Consider the following 17,945-nt stretch of genomic DNA (forward strand, 5'->3'; position numbering starts at 1 on the left):
CGGGCGTCCGGGCCGCCCCGCCCTGCGCCTGCCTCCTGCGGGCGCATCGTCGTGGATCAGAGTGCTCAGCCCCCCATCCGAAATCCTTCGGCCTCAATCTCCATAAAGGCCCGCCCCACCGCGCCGACCGAGGCATACAGCACGGAGTTCTTTGCGCCCTCGAGGTCGGCAAAGAAATGCGCGGCCCACGGACCGATGTGTTTGTTGAAAAAGGTTTTCTGCTCCGCAAGCGGTGTGGCGGCACCAAATCGGCCCACGATCATCGCCCCCATCATCTCCATCAGGGAGGCAATGTTGTCTTCGGGCTCAAACACATTGGGCGCGCGGCTCAGCCCCCGGGCACTCATGTCCTTGCGCAGGGCTGCCAGCGGTTTCTCATTCAGGAAACCCGTGAGGTAATAGCTCGCATAGGGCAGCAACTCCCCCCGACCCAGACCGATGAACAGCGCGTTGAACTCGCGTTCGGCTCCGGCGGGTTTGGTGCGTTTGGCCACCCGTGCCAGTTGGGTGATCGCCTGCCCCAGCGGCGTCTCATCCCCTGAGAGCCCAGCCGTCTGTTCCAGCAGCATCTCGCTCGGCGGCGCGGCCAGCATCAGGCCAAGGTAGTTATAGAGATCCGCGCGCAGCCGATCCTCTTCGCTGACCCGCTCTGTGGTCACGGCTGCGTCTGTCATCGGGCTCTCCTGTGTCATGGTGTTGCCTCCGCATCCTCAAAGACAAAGCGCATCCGGCGCGATGTCACCTGTGGCGGGGTATCCTCGATCTGCGCATCGCTCTGCGCCAACTCATCGGTTTGCACCGCTGCGACCTCGGCAGAGGCGACTGGCGCAGGATCTGCATCCGCTGCGTCCTTCGGCGAAATGGTGTCCTCTGGCGCATCAGAGGCTGCAACGTCCGGTGCGACGTCCTCGGCGTCTTGTGCTGCCGCTTCACGCTCTGCCTGGCGGGCCAGCTCCTCCACATGGGCGGTCATGCCTTTGCCGACCTGATAGGCGGTCTGGATGTTTTCCACCGCCATCGCCGCATCTGTGAAATCCTCGCCATAGTCGATCAGCCCGTCGACATTTGCCAGAACCGGGTTGGTGACCCAGAGCCGACGCAACGCGCGTGTCTTGAGACGTGCGGGAACGGCTTCGGTGAGAAACGCCTTGAAATCATCCCCCGGCCCCAACGTATCCGGGTCCGGCAGATCCAACTCGGCGAGAAGCTCTGCATCGCTGCGCTCTGCCAGTTCAGCGTCCCGCGCCTGCGCTTCGGCCTCCTTCAGCGCGCGGGCCTCCTGCGCCTCTTCCGCCTCGACCGCAGCGCGACGGCGGGACCAGAAATCCTGCGCACTCATTGCAGGCGCTCCTTACGGGCCTTGGCCGGGGCGCGATACACATCCGTCAGTTGCGGAATGCGCGCATCGCCCACGCCGTCCTCTTCCAGATCCACGCGCTGGCGGTCGCGACGGCGCTTCTTGAACTCTTCTTCCTTGAAATGCGCGAGGGTGAAATCGCGCACCCATGCCACCAGACCCGCAGGCATCTCGACCTTCTCGACCTGATCCTCGCCGGTGTCGGCATAATCCTGCGCCTCAAACGGCGAGGCCGTGACCAGCGTCACCGACGGGCGGGCATCCGGCCCCGGTCGCATCACCACGTAGATACTCGGCGGAGTGGCCGTGAGACCCTGCATGTAGGCCTCGGCATCGGCGCGGTGCAATTCGAGCGGCAGCGTGGCTGCGTGAAACTCGCAGGCCTCGCCTTCCTCGCGCATCAGGCTCCAGTCGGCGTCAGCGGCTCCGGGCAGCACCGCCACCACACGCCACGCCCAACGCGCCCAAGGCGTCACCCCCGGCGTGCGCCGGATCACGACCCCAAGCGGCATCACGTCCATCTTTGCGTAGTTCTGGTCCACGACCCATCCCTGACTCTTGTTGCGTAAGCTTGCCGCAAACCACACCGTGGACAAAAGCGAGCAGTTCACCACCTGCCCGGATTTTGGCCATCACTGGACAATTTGGCGGCGCCATTGCAGGGCAATCCGCCGAAGCGGACGAATTGTCTATTTCTAGTTTTTTTATCAGGCATTCAGTTTTTCTGATCGCTCGGCGAATCACCCTGCGGAACCCGGTCGGCGCAGCCAGAAACCGCGTCTTCGCGGCGGTTTACGTTCTGGCAAAAACATGCCTAGGGTATACCTCAAGACCCAGCGCAGAGCCCTGAATGCCAGCCTGACCGCCAGCGAGGAAAACATGCCCAAGCAGTTGATATTGTGTGATTGTTCCGGATCACAGCCGCTCGATTCAGAGGCGCTTAGCGCGGCCTCGGGACTGCCGTGTTCAAAGGTGCATTCCAGCCTCTGCACAACCCAATCTGAGGCCGCTGCCACCGCGCTGCAGGACCCGGACGCAATTTTTTGTTGCGGGCAGGAAAGCCGCTTTTTCACCGCCCTGGCTGAGGAATTGGGTCGGGAAGCCCCCCGGTTCCTCGACCTGCGGGACCGGGCCGGATGGTCCCAAGAGGCGCAGACCGCAGGCGATGTACTACCCAAAATGTCCGCCTTGGTGGCCGAGGCGCAGCTGGATATCCGCCCCGCCAAGAGCGTCGATGTGATCAGCGAAGGTCTGTGCCTGATCGTCGGCTCTGCGGATGTGGCGCTGCCTGCCGCCGAGAAGCTACAGGATATCCTTGGTGTTACGGTCCTGCTGACCGATGACGCCGCGCCGCCGCTCAGCCGCGGGTTCGACGCAATCCGAGGGCAGCTGCGCAGCGCGCGCGGGGCGCTTGGCAGTTTCGAGGTGACGGTGGACGCGCTGCAATCGCTCGATGTCACCGGGCGTGACTGGACGTGGAGCGCGCCCCGCGACGCAGGCCGCTCCGCGTGCGATGTCATCCTCGACCTGCGCGGTGACGCCCCCCTGTTCCCGGCCCCCGAGAAACGCGAAGGCTACCTGCGCGCGGATCCGAAATCGCCGGTTGCGGTGGCGGACGCGGTGCTGGCCGCCAGCCAGTTGGTCGGCACTTTTGAAAAACCGCTCTATGTGAAGGCGGAGCCGCTGCTTTGCGCCCATTCCCGCGCGCGTCAGACCGGATGCACCCGCTGTCTGGATGCCTGCCCCACTGGTGCGATCACGCCCAATGGCGACAGCGTTGCCATTGATCCGATGATTTGCGCAGGCTGCGGCGCCTGTGCTTCGCTCTGCCCGTCCAGCGCCATCACCTATGATGCGCCCCCGGCTGAGAGCCTGTTTTTGCGTGTTCAAACCCTCGCCAAGGCCTATCTGGCGGCGGGCGGCGACACGCCCCGGCTGCTGGTGGTGGACGCCCATGGTGCCGAGATGATCCGCCTCGCCGCGCGGTTTGACCGTGGCCTCCCCGCAAGCGTCATTCCGCTGGAGGTCGAGGCCTTCAACACCTTTGGCCATGCAGAAATCCTCGCGGCGCGTGCCGCTGGGTTCCGCGAGGTTTGCCTGCTGCCCGGGCCGCGCGCCGATCTTGAGGTTCAAACGCGCGAGGTTGATCTGGCCAATGCGATTTCCGCTGATGCCGCGCGCCTGCTGCATGCGGCAGAACCCGAGGCGCTGTGTGATGCACTCTACGAGACCCGCGATCTGCCCGCAGCCCCCGCGACAGTCCAACGCCCCATGGGCACCCGCCGCCAGATCACCCGACAGGCCGCCTTGGCCCTGAACGCCGCTGACACAGAATTGCCACTGCCAGAGGGTGCACCCTATGGCGCAGTGCTGGTCGATCAGGATGCCTGTACCCTGTGCCTGTCCTGCGTGTCGCTCTGCCCGTCGGGGGCGTTGGGGGACAACCCGGACCTGCCGCAGCTGCGCTTTCAGGAAGATGCCTGCCTGCAATGCGGTCTCTGCGCCAATGTCTGCCCGGAGGATGCCATCACCTATGAGCCGCGCCTGAACCTTGCCGCCTCGGCGCTGGATCAGGTGGTTCTGAATGAAGAAGAGCCCTTTGCCTGCATCGAATGTGGCAGCCTCTTCGGGGTCAAATCCACCGTGGAGCGGATCATGGAAAAGCTTGCGGGCAATCATGCGATGTTTGCCAACCCGGATGCCGCCAAGATGATCCAGATGTGCGATGATTGCCGCGTGAATGCGCAATTCCACCAAAAGGATTCTCCCTTCGCGGGCAAGGAAAGTCCCCGGGTGCGCACCACTGAGGATTATCTCAGCACGCGGCGCGACCATTGACGCAAACTTGCGCCACTGAGCCCTTCCAACCCGCGCGCGTAGCAGGCACCATGCAGCCGCGTGACCTGACCAGGCCAACCACCAGACCAACCAAGGAGTAGACCCGCGTGTCCATCACCCGCGACGCCGTCCTCGACGCCCTGAAGACCCTGAAAGACCCCGTGAGCGGCAACGATATCGTCGCCGCAGGCATCATCCGCGCCCTCACCATTGAAGGCAGCAATGTGCGGTTTGTGCTGGAAATTGATCCGGCCAAATCCGAGGCCTACGCGCCGGTGCGCGATCAGGCCGAGGCACTGGTGAGCGACCTCGCGGGTGTTGAGAAAGTCTCGGCCCTGATGACGGCGCATAGCACCAAAGCTCCGCCGGATCTCAAACCCAACAAACCCGCAGAGCCGCAAGGCCCGCAAAAGATCCCCGGCGTCGCAAAGATCATCGCAGTCGCCTCGGGCAAGGGCGGCGTGGGGAAATCCACCGTTTCGGCCAACCTTGCCTGCGCCCTCGCGCAGGCTGGCAAACGCGTGGGTCTCTTGGATGCGGATGTCTACGGCCCCTCGCAGCCGCGCATGCTGGGTGTCTCTGGCCGACCGGCCAGCCCCGACGGCAAGACCATCCTGCCGCTGCGGAATCACGGCGTCACCATGATGTCGATCGGTCTGATGACCAATGACGATCAGGCCGTGGTCTGGCGCGGCCCGATGCTGATGGGCGCGCTGCAACAGATGATGATGCAGGTGCAATGGGGCGCGCTCGATGTGTTGATCGTGGACCTGCCGCCGGGCACCGGCGACGTGCAGATGACGCTGGCGCAAAAGGCGCAGGTGGACGGGGCGATTGTGGTTTCCACCCCGCAGGATGTGGCCCTGATTGATGCCCGCAAAGGCATTGATATGTTCCACAAGCTGAACGTGCCGATCCTCGGCCTCATCGAGAACATGTCGACCCACATCTGTTCCAACTGTGGCCATGAGGAGCATATCTTTGGCCATGGCGGCGTTGCGGCAGAGGCTGAGAAACTGAACGTACCGCTTTTGGCAGAGGTGCCCTTGCATCTGGATGTGCGTTTGGCGGCGGATGGCGGCGCGCCCATCGTGGTCTCCAAACCCGACAGCGCACAGGCTCGGGCCTTTCAGGACATCGCCGCAGCCCTCGTGGAGCGCGGCGCCGCATGAGCGAGACTGTCACCTTCCCCCCTCTGATGACGGGCGAGGCCGCAGGTCCGGGACAGGACCCGTTTGATCTCGCCTGCCAGAAGGCCGAGCTGGGCGTCGATGCCGGGCTTGTGGTCTATGACCTCGGCACTGACGTCTTGCGTGCCGCACTGGTGCTCGCACCCGAAGTGCCGCTGGCCAAGGCCATGGCGATGCTGCCCGTGTGCGGCCTGGGCTTTCAGAACGCCCTTGGCGCGCTCGCCCCGCCCGAAGTTGCCGTGCATCTGGACTGGGACGGTGGTCTGTTGATCAATGGCGCGCGATGTGGAAGCCGTCGCATCGCGGCCAGCACCGATGCACCCGACGCCCAGCCGGACTGGCTGGTAGTGGGCTTGGACCTGCCGCTCTGGCCTGCGGGCGACGGGGGCGACACACCGGATCAAACCGCGCTCTATGCCGAAGGCTGCGCCGATGTGGCTGCGCCGCGCCTGCTGGAAAGCTGGACCCGCCACTGCCTGCATTGGATCAACCGATGGGACGAAGGCGAACTCAAAGCGCTTCATGCAGAATGGCGCGGGCTTGCGCATGGCATCGGCGAAGATCGCCAGCAAGCCGGGCAGAGTGGTACCTTCCTTGGCGTCGATGAGGATTTCGGCATGCTCCTGCGCGACGACACAACAACCCATCTGATCCCGCTCACCACTGTTCTGGTGCGGGACTGACAGGAGAAAGACGCGATGAAACTGGCCCGTGCCATTCATTTTGACGAAAGCGACATGAACGTCTTTGCCAGCCCCGCCCGCACCGGGGAATGGTGTATTTCCGGTGGGTTCGAGTTCTCCAACTGGAGCGAGGGCGACCTTGTTGGCAAGCAGCGTCAGGCCTTTGCCAACGGCTGGATGGGGCTGGAGACTGCGGGTCGGGTGACATTTGTCGCCGTGACCCAGATCGAGGCCGACGAGGTCACCACGCTGATCGAACAGCTCGCCCGGCATTTCATGGAGACCTATGGCGCGCCGGATATGGCCAGCGCCCGCCCCGTGGCCGAAGCCGAGATCGACCATATGGCAGAGCTTTGCGAGGATCACGCCCCCAACACGCTGCTGACAGTTGCGCGAGACCTGACCGAGGCTGGCGTGCGCGAGAGTTTCCGCGTGATCGAAGCCCAATCCGCGGGGCTAGAGCAATTCGCGATCCATGTGACGGATGACTGAACCACGGTATCCCCGGTTAGCAGCAAACGCGATAACGCATTAAGGATTCCGCATCTATTGCGCAGTAGCTTTGCGCCAACCACGTTTGTTTAGGACATCTTTCATGCTGAAATCTATCGCTGCGGCGCTCGCCTTGTCTCTGATGGGTGGCTTCGCGCAGGCCTCGACGCTGTTCCTTGAGGCTGGCAATTGGGCGGCGGTCTACAAGGGCAACACCTGCCACGTCTATACGCTCTCCTCCGCGCGCGACACCTCCGGCTATCTGGAGTTCACGTTCGAAAACAACGGTCTGAATGCCACCTTCGACTATATCTACACGCCTTACGGCCCTGACGAGGTCGAGGCCCCCTGGGATGAGGCTGCGGACAGTGTGACGCTCTATCTGGGGGATGAGCCGGTGTGGTTTGGTGACGAGATGTTTTTCTATACCGCACCGGGCTTCACCTATGGTGCGAGCCTGACACCGGGCTTCATCTCTGAATTGATCGGCGCCATGCTCACCACCAAGGGCGATTTTGGCTTTGCGGTGGATCGCGCAGCCGAAGGTGAAACCTGGCTCTACGGTGGTTTTTCCCTCTCCGGGCTGGATCAGGCCTTGGCCAAAGCGGGCGAGATGTGCCAATTCGACCCGCGCGCCCTGCCGCAATCCTGACGGGCGCGCGCCTTGGTTCAACTGGGTGGCCCCTTTGGGCCCACCGTCAGAGACAGCCGCGCGGGATGACCTCGGTCCACTCGCGCGTCAGCACCACCTCTTCACCCTCATAGGCTTTGATCCCGCGCCAGAGGGTGAAATTCTCGGTGTCGCAATGCATCGAACTGTCGGTCTCGATCCGAACGCCCCAGTCCTCCTGATCGTCTTCGCCATCGCGGCCAAAGTTGAAGACCCAAGCACAGTCAAACCGCGCGCTGGCCGGATCATCGGGGTGGATCGCATAGCGCATCCGCACGTTACTGGCGACACGCTGGCCATGGGTCAGATCCTGCGCCGCGCCATAGCTGTCAAAGCTCTCCAGCACATGAGTCCCGTCCGCTTCCACCCGTGTCTCGGCCTCGCCCCACGGCTTTTCCAACACCTCGGCCTGATACTTCGGGTAGTCACGCGCCGCGCACGGGGCCTGGGCCTCAATCTCGACCTCGACGCGGCGCTCCGGCAAGATCAGCGCGCACCCATCCAGATGTAGCGTGATCTCGGCAGCCTCCGGCGCGGGCCAGACAATCGGCCAATAGGAGGTCGACAGCGCCAGCCGCAATTGATGCCCGGCCAGCACCCGATGCGCGCATTCATTCAGCTCAAACTCCACCTCGTAGCGCTTGCCCGGCTCCAGCCGCGTTGCCACCTCATGGCTGTCGTCATGGCACAGGTTGCGGGGACGATAGGTGATGCGCTGCGACTGACCGGAGGGCGCCACATCGCACAACCGCGCCACCACCTGCGCAACGGGTTTGTCGACACTGAAGGCCAGCCGCACACGCGGACGGCCCAGGATCTCCATCGGGGCGAGCAACGCGGTGCTGTCAAAACAGGTCGAGGCCCGGTCATCCACACTCTGGTCGCCGGGGCGTTCATTGTCGATCCGGATACCGGGGCAGAAATAGCCGCCCGCCTGCCCAACGGTCGCCGGGCTGTGGACCCTCGCCGTACCCGCCTGCGGCTCGGGTGCGAATCCCCCCTCGGCCAGCGGCCACACCACGTCTATGACATCGGGCGAGGGCCACTGCGCTTCGGCCACCCAACGGCCATTCTGTGGCAGGTTCTTCGGGCTTGGCGCAGTGAACTCCTGCATAAAGACCCGGTAGTCGGGCAAGGCCTCTGCCCCGGCGTCCTCCCCTTTGAGGTATTGATCAAACCAGCGCAGCACCTCGCCATGAAAATCCGCTGCCTCAATCTGAGAGATATGGGCATAGCGGTGTTCCCAAGGCCCCATCAAGGCCTTGGCCGGCGCGCCGGTCATCTTTGCAGCCAGCGCGGATGGGGCGTTCACATAGGCGTCGGCCCAGCCGGTGATTGCCAGCACCGGCGCCTCAATCGCCGACCAGTCCTCGCAAACAGAGCCATGTTTCCAGAACGCATCCCGCGTCTGATGGCGCAGCCAATCCGCCGCCATAAAGGGCAGATCATTGATCCGGCCCAACCATTCCGCGCGCCAATCCGGGCGCAGCTTCGGATCCAGTGGCCGGGTCATATAGGCAAACATCTGGCTCGCCCAGTTCTTGTTATCGCTGAGCAGGCAGCCCCCCATATAATGGATATCGTCAGCATAGCGATCCACGGTGGAGGCCACCGAAACCACCGCTTTCAAGGCCTCCGGTCGGCGGTAGGCCATTTGCAAGCCATTGAACCCGCCCCAGGAAATCCCGATCATGCCGACCTTGCCCGTCGACCAGGGCTGCTGCGCGATCCACTCCAGCAGCGCCTCACCATCCGAGAGTTCCTGCTCGGAGTATTCGTCATCAAAGCGCCCGTCGCTGTCACCGGAGCCCGCGATATCCACCCGCACACAGGCATAGCCATGGGCGGCAAACACCGGATGCGTGGTGGCGTCCCGTGGGGCCGTGCCATCGCGTTTGCGGTAGGGCAGATACTCAAGGATCACCGGAAACGGGCCTGGGCCTGCGGGCTGCCACATCCGCGCCGCGAGCCTGCGCCCATCGGGCAGCGGGATCCACAGGTGTTCAGTCACGGTGATGGGAGTCTGCGCGGACATGTCGGCCTCGTTTCCTTGTGCGTTTGGGCAGAGTGTGCGCGAAATCCGGACAGGGCGAAACTGCGCACTTGTACGCGAGATGATGCAGATGTACGCACAGTCGCGTCACATCGCGAAAGCTCGGACCATGCGCACGGCCTTCAGTCAGAATCTACGGTTTCTCTGCGCCGAGGCCCCCTCGATCGCGCAGATCTGCCGCGAGATCGGCCTCAATCGGCAACAGTTCAACCGCTACCTTTCGGGGGCCGGACTGCCCTCGGCGCATAACCTGCGCCGCATCGCGCGTCATTTCGACGTGGGAGAGGCCGATCTTTTTACGGACCCCGATCACTTCGCAGCCGCACGTCGCCCGACCACCGCGCCCAAGCTCCCCGCGCCGCTCTTGCACATCGGCACGGGTTTTGCCGATCAGGCCCGCCCCCTGCGCCGGTTTCTCGGCACCTATCATGGGTATTTTTGCACGCCCACATGGCCCGGACAGGTGCTGCGCTCGCTGATCCATCTCAAAGAGGTCGATGGCTATGTGGTAAGCCATACATTTGAGCGCGCCCACGCAAGTGATGGCAGCATCCGCCAGCGCAGCACCTATCTGGGGCTGGTTGCAGAACGCGGCGGACGGTTGTGTCTGACAGAGCGTCCCCGCAACACCGTCGGCGCTCTCTCAGAGACGATATTGATGCCGGAACACCCGCATCAGATCTCTTATCTGCAAGGGCTGGTGCTGGGGGTCTCTGCCGGGGCCAATCGGCGCCCGTTTTCCACCCGCACGGTCTGGGTGCGGCTTGAGGAAAAACGCACTGCGCGCGACGCCCTTGCTGATGTCGGTGCCCTGCCTAAGGATAGCCCGCGCCTCGACCCCAAGGTGCGACGTCTGCTTGGCGATGAGGTGCCTTTAAGTGTGACGCTCGACGCCTATCCGCCCAGTTAGTCTGCCTTGCGCGGCAATACCGGTGCCGAGCGGTCAAGCGCCAGCTCCGCATCCGAAAACACCCAAGGTCCCCGCACGCCCGGCACGCCTTCGGGCGCGATCTGCATCTGTCGATGTTTGATCTGCGCGTCGTCGAACGCCTGCCCGATGGTGTTGATCGGCCCCGCCGGAACGGTCGCGGCCTCCAATGCGGCAAGCAGCTCCGCCTGGCTCCACTGTGCCAGCGCCGCCGTCAGCATCGGCGTCAGATCACCCCGGTTTGCGACCCGCAACTGGTTGGTGCGAAAACGGGGGTCATCCTTGAGACCTCCGAGGTTCAGCACATCGCACAGCCGCGTGAACTGACCGTCATTGCCGACCGCAAGGATCACATGCCCATCGCGCACCGCCATCACCTGATAGGGCGCGATATTGGGGTGCTCATTGCCCATGCGAGTGGGGCTGTCACCCGTCACCAGATAGTTCATATTCTGGTTCGCCAGCATGGCCGTGGCACAATCCAGCAAGGACATATCGATATGCTGTCCCCGTCCAGTCCGGTGCCTCTGCTCGACGGCGGCCAGAATGCCGATGCTGCCGTATAGCCCTGTCACAACATCCGTGATCGCGACGCCCACCTTTTGCGGCTCACCCTCCGCTGCGCCGGTGATCGACATCAGCCCCGACATGCCTTGCAGCAGGAAATCATACCCCGCGCGGCTGGCATAAGGCCCATCCTGCCCAAACCCCGTGACCGAGCAATAAATGAGCCGCGGATTCACCTCAGCGAGGCTTTCATAATCGAGGCCATATTTCGCCAGTCCGCCGACCTTGAAGTTCTCGATCAGGATATCTGCGCCCGCAACCAGATCGCGGACCTTGGCCTGCCCCTCTGGCGTGCGAAAATCTGCGGTGACACATGTTTTGCCCCGGTTGGCGGCATAGTAATAGGCTGCAGTCTTGTCTCCGTCCCGCTCCACAAAGGGCGGCCCCCAGCGGCGTGTGTCATCGCCTTCGGGGCTTTCGACCTTCACCACCTCCGCCCCCAGATCCGCCAAGGCCTGCCCGATCCACGGACCGGCGAGAATACGGGCGAGTTCCACCACCTTGAGACCTTGAAGCGGGGTCATGCTGGAATGTCCTTTGCAAGTTAAACACTTTGGTTCCTTGCATAGCCGACCCGATCACCAAAGGCCAATCCCATTGCTCAGAGACGACACGGCACGCCTGCCCCAGCGCACCCGCAGCGCACCGCAGGTGCGCTGCCGGGCCCAACGGGTTTGACGGCATTTTTAATGCGGGCAAACCGGGCGGGAGCGCCCCCTTCTTGCCCCCGGGCTTAAAACCCGCTTAGACGGACACACCGTCCAGCAGCGCCGCGCGTTCGACCTCACCCTTTTTGCCCGCCATCACCACATCACCCCGGCGCAGCACCACAAAACGATCCGCCAGTGCATAGGCAAAATCAAAATACTGCTCGACCAACACGATCGCCATTTCGCCCTGATCGCGCAGCAGTTTGATGACCTCGCCGATCTGGGTGATGATATTGGGCTGAATGCCCTCGGTCGGTTCATCCAGCACCAGCAGCTTGGGCCGCGTGATCAGCGCACGCGCGATGGCCAACTGCTGCTGCTGACCGCCCGACAGATCCCCACCCCGGCGCGAGATCATCTCCTTCAGCACCGGGAACAGATCGAAAATATGATCCGGGATGTGATGCGCGCTCTTGGGCAGGCAGGCAAAACCGGTCTCCAGGTTTTCCTTGACCGTCAACAGCGGAAAAATATCGCGCCCCTGCGGCACATAGGCGATGCCTTTCTGCGCCAATACATGCGCCGGCAGCACCCCCAGCACCTCACCGTCCAGCGTCACCCCTCCGCCCGAGCGCGCATGGGTGCCGGTGATCGCCTTCATCAACGAGGTCTTGCCGACCCCGTTGCAGCCCATCACGCAGGTCACCTCGCCCACCTCGGCAGTCATCGAGACCCCGTTCAGGATCTGGCTATGGCCGTAGTGCAATGTGATATCGTTCAGTTCCAGCATATGTTCAGCGCCCCAGATACACGTCGATGACATGCGGATCAGCCGTGACGTGGTCCAGACCGCCCTCGGCCAGAACCGCCCCTTCATGCAGGACCGTGACCTTGCAATTGAGGCGGCGCACGAACTCCATGTCATGTTCGACCACAACCACGGCGCGGGTGCGGGCGGCCTCGACCAGCAGATCGGTGGTATGCGCGCGCTCTTCCGGCGTCATGCCGGCAGCAGGTTCGTCGACCAGCAGAAGGCGCGGCTCCTGCGCCAGCAGCATGCCGATCTCCAGCCATTGTTTCTGCCCATGCGACAGTTCTCCCGCGATGCGATCAAGCTGGTCCGACAGACCAACCTCCTCGGCCAGCTCCGAGACACGTGCGAGATGGGTATCCTCTGCCCGGAAGGTCAGGACCGACCACCATCGGCGCGGAGCCTTCAGCGCCATCATCAGATTTTCCCGGATGGTTTGATCCTCAAACACCGTGGGTTTCTGAAACTTGCGCCCCACCCCCGCCTGCGCGATCTGCGCTTCGGACAGAGTGAGCAAGGAGATGGATTTTTCACCAAAGAGCACCCGCCCCGCGTCGGGCCGGGTCTTGCCGGTGACGATATCCATGAAGGTGGTCTTGCCCGCGCCATTGGGGCCGATCACCGCGCGCAGTTCCGCCGGGCCAATCTGAAACGACAGGTTGTTGATCGCCTTGAACCCGTCAAAGGACACGGAGACACCGGACACCTCCAGAAGCGTATTCATCTGACTCATGCCTTGTCCCCGCGGTTCAGAAGGTCAAACAGACCGCCGATGCCCTTGGGCGCAAACAGCGTGACAAGCACGAAGGACAGCCCAAGGATCACCTGCCACCAGTCCACCCATTGCACGGTGTAGAACCCCAGATTGATGTCGGGCGCTTGCCCGCCGGTGAACCAGGTGGAGACAAGGCTGACAAATCCCGCACCCAGAACCGCGCCATAGAGCCGCCCCCGCCCGCCGATGGCGACCCAGACCGCCAGGTAGATCGAGGCGATGGGGGCAATCTCTGCCGGGTTGATGATCCCCGCCTGCGGATAATAGAGCGCGCCCGCGATGGCCGCGATCATCGCGGTCAGAGTGAACAGCATCAGCTTGAAGCTTTCGACCGGGTAGCCGAGGAAGCGCACGCGGGCCTCGTTGTCGCGAATGCCGCGGATGACGGAGCCGAACTTGCCGGAGACCACCCAGGCGCTGAGGAGATAGCCCAGCCCGAGGGCCAGCGCCGAGGCCCAGAAGAACCAGAGCGAAATCGCCGATTGTGGCGCCGTGACACCGGGCAGGTTCTGCAAGCCCGAAAGGCCATTGTTGCCGCGCAGGCCGGAGTCGTTCTGGAACAGGTAAAGCGCCAGCGCCAGCGTCATCGCCTGGGTCAGGATCGACAGATACACGCCGGTGACGCGGCTGCGGAACGCCAACCAGCCAAAGACCAGCGCCAGGATCGCGGGCACCAGCAGAACCAGAGCAAGCTGCAGCGTCAGACTGTCGGCGAACATCCAGATCACCGGAAAGTCCGACGCGCCCACCACGCCGAAGATCTGGCTGCCGATGCCGTCGATCACCTCTTGCGGGGTTGGCGGGATCACGCCCTGGGCAAGCGAGGCCTCCACGATGATCTCGGTGCGCGCATACATCAGCCACATGCCGATCATGTAACCGCCGAGACCGAAGAAGGCGAAATGGCCCAAGGACAGGATGCCGCAATAGCCCCAGATCAGGTCCATCGCGATGGCCACAAGACAGAGGCAGAGCGTTTTTCCCAATGTCTTGATGAAAGAGGTGGAAATGAGACCGATGCCAAACCCTTCGGCCAGGAGGCTGACGCCGAGGGTGAAGGCCGCGAGGCCCAGAAGGAAGACCAGCACCGAGGGGTTTTGGGCGACAAAGGATCTACGCATGGCGCGCCCCTCCTGCGGCGGGGGGCCAGCCCCCCGTCCCCCCCGAGGTACTTGGAAAAAGATGAAGGGTCATGGCGGTCAATCTCCTGCTGCGCGGCCTTTGAGGGCGATGATGCCGCGGGGCCGGAACTGGATGAAAATGATGATGAAGATGATCATGTAGGTCTGGGCGGCGAGCGTATTGGAGGGGTTGAGCCACTCGATCCCCTTTTGCAGGGTGCCGATCATCGTGGCGCCGAGGAGCGCGCCCCAGATGTTGCCGACACCGCCGACCACCACGGTCATGAAACTTTGCACGATATAGTCGGCGCCCAGCTCGGACGTGACCTTGGCGTAGAGGCCGATGGCAACGCCTGCGATGCCCGCGATGCCGGAGCCGAGACCGAAGGTCAGCATGTTGACGCGTCCCGGGTTGATGCCCATGGCGGCGGCCATGCGCGGGTTCTGCGTCACTGTCCGGGTTTCAAGCCCGAGACGGGTCCGTTTCATCAGGAAGAGGAAAAAGCCGAGGAAGATCAGCGCCAGAACAAAGATCGCGATGCGGATGTAGCTGATCGCCACCACGTCGTTCAGGACCAGTGCCCCATCCAGCCAGCCGGGGGCCGTCAGTGGACGCGCCTGGGTGCCGAAGATGTTCTTGGCCAGCTGCTGCAGGGCGATGGAGATGCCAAAGGTCGCAAGCAGGGTTTCCAGTGGCCGATTGTAGAGGTGGCGGATCACCAGACGTTCCATTGCGACGCCAGCGGCAAAGGTGACGGCAAAGGCGAGCGGGATAGCCAGCAGGATCGACACCGTGTGGTTCGGGATCACCTGCTGCACCAGATAGCCGGTATAGGCGCCCATCATGATGAATTCGCCATGGGCCATATTGATGACCCCCATCAGGCCAAAGGTGATGGCAAGACCGATCGCCGCCAGGAAATAGATCGAGGCCAGTGAAATCGCATCCAGCCCCAGGTCCAGCGTCTGATTGAGACCGACACGGGTGGAGATGCCCTGCAGCGCAGCAAGAGCGGCGGCGGTCACCTCCGGGTTCGGCTCCGCGTAGGTTTCAAAGAACACATGCGCCGCAAGTGCCGCGTCGATCTCCTCGTCCCGGACCAAAGGCGCGACCTTGCCTTCTTGCGCCAAGGTGTCATAGGCGATGGCACGGGCGTCCGGGGTCGAAAGCCGCACCAGCGCGACGCCTCCGACGGTGCCGCCCTCGACATGGTTCGACAGCACGGTCCTGATCTGATCCGGCGTCTGGCGCGCTGGCGCCAGTTCCGCCTCCGCCAGCATGTCATAGGCTTCGAGACGGCCCAGATCGGGCCCTCCGGGAGACAAAACACGGGCGAGGTTGATCCCTTCGGGGAGGTCTGTGGAGATCTGCAACCGCGTGGCGACCAGCGGGTTGAGTGCGGCACGCAGATCAACGCCGAGATCGCCCGACATGTCCTTGATCGCGGCAACGCGTTCGGCCGGATCACGCCCATGGCCGATGGTCAACAGGCGCTCGATCCGCAACTTCCGGGCCTTCAGCTCGGTATCGGGTTCGGTGTCGATAGAGGTGCGCAGAGGGGCAAGCAGCCCCGCCTCCGGTCGGCGCTCGATGGCGGTCAACGCCTCCTCCCGAAGACTGGGGTCGGGGTCGGACAGCTGGAACCGGACCAGGGCGGTGGCGATCAGCCCGCGCACGCCACTGTTCGGTTTCAACTGCTTGAGATCATCCTTCGGGACGGTCGCGATCACCGCGCCGCTGTCGATATCCGTCAGACGATAGGTGCGATCCCCCATGTCCGCGCCGACAAAGAACAGACCGTCCGCGCGGCGTTGCCAGATGGTCTTGTCCTGCCAGGCCGACAGGAACATGGGCACCGCCGGCAAGTCGGAGGCGACGATGCGGTCAATGACCGGTCCGATGGTCCTGCGTGAGGCTTTGGAGATCAGAGCGGCATCCTGTTGCAACAGCTGTTGCAGGGGGCCGGCCTCCTGCGCGTGCCCGGGTCTGGCGAAACTGGCCAGAGCCAATGCCAGCACACCGCAGAAGAACAGCAGCAGATCAGCACGAAATTTACATGTCATGGAAGGTGGTCCGGCCCTATTGGTGCCGCCGGTTGAACCCGGAGGTCGGTGTCAATCGGCTCCGGGGCCGTCAGGCACCCGGAGCTCGTCAGGAGAAATCAGTAGTTGGATTTCAACTGCACACAGGTCTCGGTCTGGGTATTGTACATGCCACAGCCAAGATCCTTCCAATCCGAGGTCAGGACAGCGGAGTCGGGCAGGAAATCGGTCCACGCGTCGCCGGGCACCGGATCGGTGGCGGAGATGATGTCGAACTGGCCGTCCTCCTGGATTTCGCCGATCAGCACCGGCTTTGCCAGATGGTGGTTCGGCAGCATCACGGCGGTGCCCCCGGTCAGGTTCGGGAACTCCTGACCATACATGGCCGTTCGCACCGCATCGACATCCGTTGTCTCCGCAGCGCTCACCGCATTGGCCCACATGTTGAAACCGATGTAATGCGCCTCCATCGGGTCATTGGTGACGCGCTCCTGCCCCATCAGGGTCTTCCACTTGTCGACAAAGGCCATGTTGGCTTCGGTGTCGGCAGATTGGAAATAGTTCCACGCGGCCAGGTGCCCCACAAGGTTGGAGGTATCAAGGCCGGAAAGCTCTTCTTCGCCGACGGAGAAGGCCACCACCGGGATGTCATCGGCAGAGATACCCGCCGCCGCCAGCTCCTTGTAGAAGCCGATATTGGCGTCGCCGTTGATGGTGGAGATCACGCCGACCTTCTTGCCATCCGCGCCCAGCGCCACGACATCAGCGACGATCTTGGACCAGTCGGAGTGGCCAAAGGGCGTATAGTTGACAAAGATATCCTCAGCCGGGATGCCCTTGTCCTGGAGGTAGGCCTCCAGGATGTTGTTCGTGGTCCGCGGGTAGACGTAGTCGGTGCCAAGCAGCGCGAACTTCTCCACGCCCAGTTCTTCGAGGAAGTAATCCGTCGCCGGGATCGCCTGCTGGTTCGGGGCGGCGCCGGTGTAGAAGACGTTCTTGGAGCTCTCTTCGCCTTCGTACTGGACCGGGTAGAACAGCAGGCCGTTGAGCTCTTCGATAACGGGGAGGACGGATTTGCGGCTGACCGAGGTCCAGTTGCCGAAGATCACGTCGACATCATGAACGGTCAGCAGTTCGCGTGCTTTTTCGGCAAAGAGCGGCCAGTCGGAGGCAGGGTCGACCACCACGGCCTCCAGCTCGCATCCCAGCAGGCCACCTTTGTCGTTCTGATCCTCCACCAGCATCAGCATGGTGTCCTTGAGCGTGGTTTCCGAAATCGCCATCGTGCCGGACAGCGAGTGCAGCACACCCACCTTGATCGGGCAGTCTGCGGCGGCGGCGGCGCCTGCGCCAATGGTCAAAGCCAGCACGCTGGCAGCGGTTTTGGTGAAAAACGTCATCGTAGATCCCTCCACGCAGGGCACATCGGGCCGCTGTCGCTTGCCGAACCGGCAGCGGAGCATTACCTTCCCACCCTGCAACTGTTGTTGCGATTGAGTGTGGCGGCCCGGTCGAGGTGCAATTCGCAGGGTCGTCACACGCCTTATCGTTAGCGGCCGGACCGGGGCCCCGCATTCTTGGCGGCGGGGTCATCCTCTCCGGACGGGTTCAGATTTCTGCAACGCCGCATCGCTTGGCAATTGCCAGCCCCGGCCGCTCGCGGACAAATCACCACATGCCCATTTATTGGGCGGCTTTTGCGCAAAACGGCGCAAAAATCGTCAAACACGCCATTCAGCCGCCTGAAACTGCGGTCTGAAATGGCAC

Annotated in this window: 16 protein-coding genes; 6 read left to right on the forward strand and 10 right to left on the reverse strand. The window is 63.1% G+C overall.

Going from position 1 to position 17,945, the window contains the following annotated elements; genetic code table 11:
* Positions 1 to 65: 65 nt before the first annotated feature.
* The 3 genes from MHM88_RS19065 to MHM88_RS19075 are packed head-to-tail and all read right to left on the reverse strand — an operon-like array spanning position 66 to position 1,869.
* Positions 66 to 674, reverse strand: coding sequence for a molecular chaperone (locus tag MHM88_RS19065; protein ID WP_239322732.1), 609 nt, complete (start codon positions 672 to 674; stop codon positions 66 to 68).
* A gap of 14 nt (positions 675 to 688) precedes the next feature.
* Positions 689 to 1,339: a DUF3306 domain-containing protein gene (locus MHM88_RS19070; RefSeq protein ID WP_239368224.1), complete on the reverse strand. Its 651-nt coding sequence runs from the start codon at positions 1,337 to 1,339 to the stop codon at positions 689 to 691.
* Positions 1,336 to 1,869 carry a DUF3305 domain-containing protein gene (locus MHM88_RS19075; RefSeq protein WP_239368334.1) on the reverse strand — a complete coding sequence of 178 codons (534 nt, stop codon included), beginning with the start codon at positions 1,867 to 1,869 and terminating at the stop codon, positions 1,336 to 1,338. The genes MHM88_RS19070 and MHM88_RS19075 overlap by 4 nt, the downstream gene beginning before the upstream one ends.
* A gap of 367 nt (positions 1,870 to 2,236) precedes the next feature.
* Here MHM88_RS19075 and MHM88_RS19080 point away from each other — a divergent pair, with 367 nt between their 5' ends.
* From MHM88_RS19080 to MHM88_RS19100, 5 genes are all read left to right on the forward strand, one after another.
* Positions 2,237 to 4,195: a 4Fe-4S binding protein gene (locus MHM88_RS19080; protein WP_239368336.1), complete on the forward strand. Its 1,959-nt coding sequence runs from the start codon at positions 2,237 to 2,239 to the stop codon at positions 4,193 to 4,195.
* A gap of 107 nt (positions 4,196 to 4,302) precedes the next feature.
* Positions 4,303 to 5,367 carry an iron-sulfur cluster carrier protein ApbC gene (gene apbC / locus MHM88_RS19085; RefSeq protein ID WP_239368226.1) on the forward strand — a complete coding sequence of 355 codons (1,065 nt, stop codon included), beginning with the start codon at positions 4,303 to 4,305 and terminating at the stop codon, positions 5,365 to 5,367.
* Complete coding sequence (locus tag MHM88_RS19090) at positions 5,364 to 6,068, forward strand: biotin/lipoate--protein ligase family protein (protein ID WP_239368228.1); 705 nt, start codon at positions 5,364 to 5,366, stop codon at positions 6,066 to 6,068. The genes apbC and MHM88_RS19090 overlap by 4 nt, the downstream gene beginning before the upstream one ends.
* Positions 6,069 to 6,083: 15 nt before the next feature.
* Positions 6,084 to 6,560 carry a DUF6505 family protein gene (locus tag MHM88_RS19095; RefSeq protein ID WP_239368230.1) on the forward strand — a complete coding sequence of 159 codons (477 nt, stop codon included), beginning with the start codon at positions 6,084 to 6,086 and terminating at the stop codon, positions 6,558 to 6,560.
* Between the two features lie 103 nt (positions 6,561 to 6,663).
* A complete protein-coding gene (locus tag MHM88_RS19100) occupies positions 6,664 to 7,212 on the forward strand; it encodes a hypothetical protein (protein ID WP_239368232.1) in 549 nt (182 codons plus the stop codon).
* Positions 7,213 to 7,258: 46 nt separating this feature from the next.
* On the opposite strand, the gene MHM88_RS19105 is transcribed toward MHM88_RS19100, so the two are convergent.
* The gene (locus tag MHM88_RS19105) at positions 7,259 to 9,265 is read right to left on the reverse strand and encodes a CocE/NonD family hydrolase (RefSeq protein WP_239368234.1); all 2,007 of its coding nucleotides are present in this window, start codon (positions 9,263 to 9,265) and stop codon (positions 7,259 to 7,261) included.
* A gap of 127 nt (positions 9,266 to 9,392) precedes the next feature.
* Between MHM88_RS19105 and MHM88_RS19110 the strand changes: the two genes are divergently transcribed.
* Positions 9,393 to 10,193, forward strand: a complete 801-nt coding sequence (locus MHM88_RS19110) for a helix-turn-helix transcriptional regulator (RefSeq protein ID WP_239368236.1) — start codon at positions 9,393 to 9,395, stop codon at positions 10,191 to 10,193.
* Here MHM88_RS19110 and MHM88_RS19115 read toward each other — a convergent pair.
* The 6 genes from MHM88_RS19115 to urtA form a co-directional block, all read right to left on the reverse strand.
* Positions 10,190 to 11,302, reverse strand: coding sequence for a CaiB/BaiF CoA-transferase family protein (locus MHM88_RS19115; protein WP_239368238.1), 1,113 nt, complete (start codon positions 11,300 to 11,302; stop codon positions 10,190 to 10,192). The two genes, MHM88_RS19110 and MHM88_RS19115, sit on opposite strands and share 4 nt — an antisense overlap.
* Before the next feature lie 220 nt (positions 11,303 to 11,522).
* On the reverse strand, positions 11,523 to 12,218 hold the full coding sequence (gene urtE / locus MHM88_RS19120) for an urea ABC transporter ATP-binding subunit UrtE (protein ID WP_239368240.1): 696 nt from the start codon (positions 12,216 to 12,218) through the stop codon (positions 11,523 to 11,525).
* Positions 12,219 to 12,222: 4 nt separating this feature from the next.
* The gene (gene urtD / locus MHM88_RS19125; protein WP_239368338.1) at positions 12,223 to 12,963 is read right to left on the reverse strand and encodes an urea ABC transporter ATP-binding protein UrtD; all 741 of its coding nucleotides are present in this window, start codon (positions 12,961 to 12,963) and stop codon (positions 12,223 to 12,225) included.
* Positions 12,964 to 12,968: 5 nt separating this feature from the next.
* Positions 12,969 to 14,135, reverse strand: coding sequence for an urea ABC transporter permease subunit UrtC (gene urtC, locus MHM88_RS19130; RefSeq protein WP_239368242.1), 1,167 nt, complete (start codon positions 14,133 to 14,135; stop codon positions 12,969 to 12,971).
* Positions 14,136 to 14,213: 78 nt separating this feature from the next.
* Positions 14,214 to 16,199: an urea ABC transporter permease subunit UrtB gene (urtB, locus tag MHM88_RS19135; protein WP_239368244.1), complete on the reverse strand. Its 1,986-nt coding sequence runs from the start codon at positions 16,197 to 16,199 to the stop codon at positions 14,214 to 14,216.
* A gap of 98 nt (positions 16,200 to 16,297) precedes the next feature.
* Entirely contained in the window at positions 16,298 to 17,578 is a 1,281-nt protein-coding gene (gene urtA, locus MHM88_RS19140; protein WP_239368246.1) for an urea ABC transporter substrate-binding protein, read from the reverse strand.
* Between the last annotated feature and the right edge of the window lie 367 nt (positions 17,579 to 17,945).

The organism is Epibacterium sp. MM17-32, from assembly GCF_022348205.1.
Taxonomy (GTDB): Bacteria; Pseudomonadota; Alphaproteobacteria; order Rhodobacterales; family Rhodobacteraceae; genus Epibacterium.

What these genes read in the sequence shown, in the direction of transcription:
- MHM88_RS19065 (WP_239322732.1), bottom strand. Translation starts at nt 674, where the DNA reads ATGACAGACGCAGCCGTGACCACAGAGCGGGTCAGCGAAGAGGATCGG.
- MHM88_RS19070 (WP_239368224.1), bottom strand. Translation starts at nt 1,339, where the DNA reads ATGAGTGCGCAGGATTTCTGGTCCCGCCGTCGCGCTGCGGTCGAGGCG.
- MHM88_RS19075 (WP_239368334.1), bottom strand. Translation starts at nt 1,869, where the DNA reads ATGCCGCTTGGGGTCGTGATCCGGCGCACGCCGGGGGTGACGCCTTGG.
- MHM88_RS19080 (WP_239368336.1), top strand. Translation starts at nt 2,237, where the DNA reads ATGCCCAAGCAGTTGATATTGTGTGATTGTTCCGGATCACAGCCGCTC.
- MHM88_RS19090 (WP_239368228.1), top strand. Translation starts at nt 5,364, where the DNA reads ATGAGCGAGACTGTCACCTTCCCCCCTCTGATGACGGGCGAGGCCGCA.
- MHM88_RS19095 (WP_239368230.1), top strand. Translation starts at nt 6,084, where the DNA reads ATGAAACTGGCCCGTGCCATTCATTTTGACGAAAGCGACATGAACGTC.
- MHM88_RS19100 (WP_239368232.1), top strand. Translation starts at nt 6,664, where the DNA reads ATGCTGAAATCTATCGCTGCGGCGCTCGCCTTGTCTCTGATGGGTGGC.
- MHM88_RS19105 (WP_239368234.1), bottom strand. Translation starts at nt 9,265, where the DNA reads ATGTCCGCGCAGACTCCCATCACCGTGACTGAACACCTGTGGATCCCG.
- MHM88_RS19110 (WP_239368236.1), top strand. Translation starts at nt 9,393, where the DNA reads ATGCGCACGGCCTTCAGTCAGAATCTACGGTTTCTCTGCGCCGAGGCC.
- MHM88_RS19115 (WP_239368238.1), bottom strand. Translation starts at nt 11,302, where the DNA reads ATGACCCCGCTTCAAGGTCTCAAGGTGGTGGAACTCGCCCGTATTCTC.
- urtE (WP_239368240.1), bottom strand. Translation starts at nt 12,218, where the DNA reads ATGCTGGAACTGAACGATATCACATTGCACTACGGCCATAGCCAGATC.
- urtD (WP_239368338.1), bottom strand. Translation starts at nt 12,963, where the DNA reads ATGAATACGCTTCTGGAGGTGTCCGGTGTCTCCGTGTCCTTTGACGGG.
- urtC (WP_239368242.1), bottom strand. Translation starts at nt 14,135, where the DNA reads ATGCGTAGATCCTTTGTCGCCCAAAACCCCTCGGTGCTGGTCTTCCTT.
- urtB (WP_239368244.1), bottom strand. Translation starts at nt 16,199, where the DNA reads ATGACATGTAAATTTCGTGCTGATCTGCTGCTGTTCTTCTGCGGTGTG.
- urtA (WP_239368246.1), bottom strand. Translation starts at nt 17,578, where the DNA reads ATGACGTTTTTCACCAAAACCGCTGCCAGCGTGCTGGCTTTGACCATT.